The organism is Micromonospora maritima (genome assembly GCF_902825405.1).
GTDB classification, from domain to species: Bacteria; Actinomycetota; Actinomycetes; order Mycobacteriales; family Micromonosporaceae; genus Micromonospora; species Micromonospora maritima.
Window position 1 is genome coordinate 1 of sequence record NZ_CADEAU010000477.1, and the last position, 4,020, is coordinate 4,020.

General features: G+C 72.8%; 3 protein-coding genes. All 3 read right to left on the minus strand.

Going from position 1 to position 4,020, the window contains the following annotated elements; all coding sequences use genetic code 11:
• Window positions 1-202: 202 nt before the first annotated feature.
• Window positions 203-1,144, minus strand: a complete 942-nt coding sequence (locus tag HUW36_RS27400) for a copper transporter (RefSeq protein WP_174530779.1) — start codon at window positions 1,142-1,144, stop codon at window positions 203-205.
• Window positions 1,145-1,172: 28 nt separating this feature from the next.
• Complete coding sequence (gene steA, locus HUW36_RS27405) at window positions 1,173-2,351, minus strand: putative cytokinetic ring protein SteA (RefSeq protein WP_174530780.1); 1,179 nt, start codon at window positions 2,349-2,351, stop codon at window positions 1,173-1,175.
• 118 nt (window positions 2,352-2,469) lie between these two features.
• Window positions 2,470-4,020 (minus strand): DNA repair protein RecN (gene recN / locus HUW36_RS27410; RefSeq protein ID WP_174530781.1); only part of this gene is annotated, 1,551 nt, incomplete at its 5' end.

Sequence of the window (4,020 nt, forward strand, 5' to 3'; positions counted from 1 at the left end):
CCGGCGGCCAGGGTGACGGTGCGGCCCCGGAAGTTGGTGCGTTCCAGCGCCGGCGCGCTCGGCGACGTGCGCACCTCCCGCAGCACGTAGCGGGCGGCCAGCGCCCCCGCGCCGACGGCCAGCAGCCGACCCAGTCTCACGCGACCCCTCCGATCCGGACTTTCCCCGCGGCACGGCACGGACGGCGACGGCCCGGGCGCGTTCACTGGGGCAGTTTAGGCAGCAGGCCGGCGGCGTTGTCGCCCACGCCGTACTGGCCGGTCTTCTTCTCGGTCAGCTGCTGCGCCAGGGCGAGGCTGGTGACCAGCTGGCCCTGCACGGTGTTGGCGTTGTCGACGGTGGAGATGGTCTGCGACAGCACCGGGTCGCCGCGAACCACGGCGACCAGGTTGCCGCCGGTGGAGCCCATCCCGGCGACCACCAGCGCGCCCGCCCGGTCGAACTGCTCGGCGATCTTCACCACCGACTCGTCCTTCTTCGCCGAGTCCTTGTCCACGTACGGCTGGCCGGTGACCAGCACCACCGCCTCGGCGGCGCCGGAGATCTTGTCCTCCGGGGTGAGGTAGCCGGCGGTGGCGTACTGCTGCAGCACGCTGTTCCGGTCGGCGTCGCCGACCGGGGCGCTGCCCGCCGGTCGCTCCACCAGGACGTTGGCCAGCAGTGCGCTGGAGGTCTCGACGCCGTGCCCGTTGCCGGGCAGGTTGGCGGTGGGGGCGCTGTTCGGGCGGGCGGCGGTGACCGCCAGCTCCAGCAGGTTGTTGTTGCTGTCCGGGTTGATGAACTTGTCCTGCACGTCGATCCGGCCGGTGACGTCGGCCCCGGCGGTGCGGAGCATCTTGATGACGCCCTCGGTCTGGTCCCGGCCGCTGGGCAGGGTGAGGACCAGCACCCGACGGCCGTTGAGCTTGCCGGGCAGGACGAGCTGCGCCATCTCAGCGGCGAAGTCCTCCTCGGTCTCCAGCTGCTTCTGCATGTCGTTGACCGACTGGCGCATCAGCGAGTTGTCCTTGCGCAGGCCGTTGACGTTCTCCCGGAGCGAGTCGGCGACGGGCCCGTTGAGGGCGGCTGTGCCGACCACCAGGCCGATCGCCAGCGCAAGGAAGACCGCGGTCAGGGACACCACGTGGTAGCGGAAGTTGATCACGCTTGCAGCCTCTTGATCGTCGGGGAAGCTAGAAGAGCTGGCCGAGCTGGAACACGAAATTGTCCCACCATTCGGAGACCACGCCCAAATACGCCTTCCCGACGGTGGAGACCGCCACCGCGGAGGCCATCGCGGCCACCGCCGAGAGGACCAGCAGCAGCAGCGAGGAACCGGAGATGCTCTGCCGGTAGAGCCGGCTGACCCCCTTGGCGTCGACCAGCTTGCCGCCCACCTTCAGCCGGGTCAGGAACGTCGACGCCATGCCGCCGCGGCCCTTGTCGAGGAACTCCACCAGGGTGGCGTGGGTGCCGACGGCCACCAGCAGCGAGGCGCCCTTCTCGTCGGCCAGCAGCATGGCCAGGTCCTCGCTGGTGGCCGCCGCCGGGAACGTGATCGCGGGGACGCCCAGGCCGTTGACCCGGGGCAGGCCCGGCGCGCGCCCGTCCGGGTAGGCGTGCACGATCACCTCGGCGCCGCAACGGAGCACGTCGTCGGTGACCGAGTCCATGTCGCCGATGATCATGTCGGGGGTGTAGCCCGCCTCGACCAGCGCGTCGGCCCCGCCGTCGACGCCGATCAGCACCGGCTTGAACTCGCGGATGTAGGGCCGCAGCACGTCCAGGTCGGCCTTGTAGTCGTAACCACGGACCACGATCAGACAGTGCCGGCCCTGGATCTGGGTCTGGATCTCCGGCACGCCGACGCCGTCGAGCAGCAGGTCGCGTTCCTGCTTGAGGTAGTCCATCGTGTTGGCGGCGAACGCCTCCAACTGCACCGACAGACCCTCCCGGGCGTCGGCCATCGACTTGGCCACCGTCTCGGCGTCCTGCAGCGCGCCGTGCGCGACCGGCTCGTCGCCGACGAAGACGGTGTTGCCCTCGATCCGCACCAGGTCGCCCTCGCGGACCTGCTCGAAGACGCTCTCCCCGAGGTCGTCGAGCAGCGGGATGCCGGCCGCGACGAGCACCTCGGGGCCGAGGTTGGGATAGCGGCCGGAGACCGACGGCTTGGCGTTGAGCACCGCCGCGACCCCCACCGCGACCAGCGAGTCGGCCGCCACCCGGTCCAGGTCGACGTGGTCGATGACCGCGATGTCGCCGGGACGCAGGCGACCGACCAGTCGCTTCGTCCGGCGGTCGAGGCGCGCGGTGCCGAGGATCGAGCCCGGTTCCGCGTTCCGGTTCCGGCGCAGTGTGGGTAGACGCATCGTGACCATCCTGGCATGTGGGGCAGGTAATGCTGTCGCGACATGCCTGAGCAGGGCCGCCTACCCAGGGAAGCACACCGGGACGCGCCCCGGTGTGCTTGCGCTCACAATCGGGGCATCACGGACGCCTTTCCTTGGCCGCCACGGCCAGGAGTTCCTCGGCATGGGCGATACCCAGATCGGAGTCCGGCAAACCGGCGAGCATCCGGGCCAGCTCGCGGGCCCGCTCCGTGTCCTCCACCACCCGCACGCCGCTGGTGGTGACCGCGCCGCCGGTGTCCTTCGCCACCACCAGGTGCCGGTCGGCGAACGCGGCGACCTGCGGCAGGTGGGTGACCACGAGCACCTGGTGGCTACGGGCCAGCCGGGCCAGCCGGCGGCCGATCTCCACCGCGGCCTGGCCGCCGACACCGGCGTCGACCTCGTCGAAGACCAGCGTGGGCGGGCCACCGGAACCGGCGAACACCACCTCGATGGCGAGCATCACCCGGGACAGCTCACCGCCGGACGCACCCCGCTGCAACGGCAACGCCGGCGCCCCCGGGTGGGCGAGCAGCCGCAGCTCGACCTCGTCCGCGCCGTCCGCGCCGACACCCGCCTCGACGCCGTTGACCGGCAGGCTCGGCTCGGACCGCCCGGCCGGCCGGGGCAGCACCGCCACCTCGATCCGCGCGTGCGGCATGGCCAACCCGGCCAGCTCGACGGTGACCTGCTCGGCGAAGCGGACCGCGGCCTCGTGCCGGGAGCTGGAGACCCGCCCGGCCAGGTCGGCCACCTCACCGGCCAGCCGGGACGCCTCGCGGTCCAGCTCGTCCAGCAGCTCGTCGGAGGTGTCCAGGTCGGACAGCCGGGTGCGGGCCCGCTCGGCCCAGGCCACCACGCCGTCGACGTCGTCGGCGTACTTGCGGGTCAGCGCGCGCAGCGCGGCCCGCCGCTCGTAGATGGTCTGCAGGCGGGCCGGATCGGCGTCCAGCGCGGCCAGGTAGGTGGACAGCTCGGCGGACACGTCGGTGACGAGCGTCGCGGCCTCCTCCAACCGGGCCGCCAGCTCGCCCAGCGCCGGGTCGGTGCCGGCCTGCGCCTCCAGCGTGCGCCGGGCCGTGCCGAGCAGCGCGGTTGCGTCCGGCGCCTCGTCGGTGGCCTCCACGCCGCCGGCCACGCACTGCTGCGCCACCTGCGCCGCGGTGCGCAGCCCCTCGGCGTGCTCCAGCCGCTGGGCCTCCGCCTTCAGCTCGTCGTCCTCCCCCGGCTGCGGATCGACCCGGGTGATCTCGTCGAGGCCCAGCCGCAGCAGGTCGGCCTCCTGGTTGCGTTCGCGGGCGTTACGCCGCCGGTCGGCCAGGTCGTCGACCACCGTGCGCCACCGGCCGTACGTCTCGCGCAACGCCTCGAGCAGCTTCTCGTGCTCCGGGCCGGCGAACCGGTCGAGCGCGGCCCGCTGCTCGGCCGGACGCAGCAGCCGCAGCTGGTCGGACTGCCCGTGCACCGCCAGCACCTGCTCGCCGACCTCGCCCAGCGTCGACACGGGCATGCTGCGCCCGCCCAGGTGGGCGCGGGAGCGGCCCTCGACGGTGACGGTGCGGCTCAGCAGCAGCGAGCCGTCCTCGTCGGGCTCGCCGCCGGCGTCGATGATCCGGGCGTGCACCGCCTCGGCCACCCGCCCGCGCAG